We start from the raw sequence: 672 nt of genomic DNA, 5'->3' as shown, positions 1-672 counted from the left end.
TGTGCAGGGTGTTGTAGGTGCGGTTGTCGTGGTGTAGTTCGTGGGTGGTGCCTTGGGGTTTCTTGATGGGGGTGCGGATGCCGATGCCGGCGGTGTGGTAGGCCTTGTCGGCGAGGGTGGGCAGGTTGTGGGTGGCTGCTGCGGCGCTGAGGGGGCCGATGAGGCCCTGCTGGCGGGCGGCGGTGATGTCGTTGGTGATGCCGGGTTCGACGTCGGAGCACCACAGTGGGAATCCGTCGGGGGTGGCGAGGAATTGGATGTTGCCGCCGAAGTCGCGGTGTTTGCCGGAGTACCACAGGTGCACGGTGGCTCCGGCGTTGCGGCCTTTGGTTTTGGTGGTGGTGGCGGCGACCCGGTCGGTGTGGATGAGGGTGCCGTCGAGGATCACGTGGGTGTCCCCGGCGGTGCGGCGCTGGGCCAGTATCTCGGTCAGGTCGGGGTGTTCGGCGGCGAGCACGGTGATGCCTTCGTGCAGGTAGCGGTAGGCGGTGGCGATGCTGACATCGTTGTCGGCCGCTAGAAGAGAAAAAATAGCCGGTGCACGGGGGTGGCGTCGCGGAACCAGCGCAGCACCAGCACGGCGTGGACGAACAGGGTCAACGCCCGCCGTCCCCTGCGGGTGCCGCGCCGGACGCGCTCGGCGTGCAGCAGCCTGGCGAGGTAGTGGGCCAG

The 672-nt window shown here is 67.9% G+C and carries 1 protein-coding gene; it reads right to left on the bottom strand.

All coding sequences use genetic code 11. The annotated features are described in order from the left end of the window. Positions 1-457 (bottom strand): transposase family protein (locus tag ABD987_RS44525; RefSeq protein WP_345409107.1); only part of this gene is annotated, 457 nt, incomplete at its 3' end. Positions 458-672: the final 215 nt, after the last annotated feature.

The sequence above is a fragment of the Amycolatopsis samaneae genome (assembly GCF_039541975.1).
Classification (GTDB): Bacteria; Actinomycetota; Actinomycetes; order Mycobacteriales; family Pseudonocardiaceae; genus Amycolatopsis; species Amycolatopsis samaneae.
This window is presented reverse-complemented; position numbering and strand designations above follow the sequence as displayed.